This window comes from Neisseria sp. MVDL19-042950 (assembly GCF_030504625.1).
Lineage (GTDB): Bacteria > Pseudomonadota > Gammaproteobacteria > Burkholderiales > Neisseriaceae > Neisseria.
The window spans coordinates 1-758 of sequence record NZ_JAUKWH010000032.1 but is presented as its reverse complement, the minus strand read 5'-3'; the positions used below and the strand labels follow the sequence as shown (position 1 = coordinate 758).

1 protein-coding gene is annotated in these 758 nt (G+C 50.9%); it reads right to left on the bottom strand.

Annotated elements, in window-relative coordinates; all coding sequences use genetic code 11:
- Positions 1 to 758 (bottom strand): hypothetical protein (locus tag Q0X97_RS11805; protein ID WP_302067615.1); only part of this gene is annotated, 758 nt, incomplete at both ends.

Sequence of the window (758 nt, the reverse complement as noted above, 5' to 3'; positions counted from 1 at the left end):
CCCAAATAGAGCTTTCTGCCGAAATTGGTTTTGTTCAATATCTGTTTTTCTTTCAAATACATAAAATACGATTCGGCTTTTTCGGCCGCCACCGGATCTTCGCTGGTAAACGCATATTGCATGGTATTCAGCAACACCTCATCTCGACCCGCCTCTACCAAATCGGTTACCCTGTGTGCGGGAATAAAGTGATACGGTTCGGCTTTGCTCAAATCTCTCAAATCCGGCTGCCACGGAACACGGTACAACAACGAACCGACCGTACCGTCCTGCCGTACCAGCATCGACATCCATAAAGTACCGTCATCATTTACCGCCAACGTATCGAAATCATGGGAGAACGGCTGCACTTTTTGATGGTAAGGCGCGGGAATGGCCACTTCATGCCAACTTTCCCCGCCATCGGCCGTCTGCCACAACTCCGGCTTATTGGTATTGGCGGAATTGAAGGCATAACCGCGCCGTCCGTCGGCGGCAAACAGCACCATCCCCAAAGAACGGTCGCTCGGCCAATCCAACTGCTTGAATGTTTGGCCGCCGTCGGTGGATTTATGCATGGTAAAGAAGTACAGTTGCGGTTCAACTTTCGGCGGATTAAGGCGCACTTCCTCTTCCAACTTCCAATCCAGCCATTCTGCCGTTACATAAATCGTGCGCGCATCATCGCTGATCCACCAATTACCGTGCTCGCCGCGGGTTTCAAACAGAATATCGACATTGTCCTGAACCGTACCTTTCAGAATCCGCACTTTGGTGCG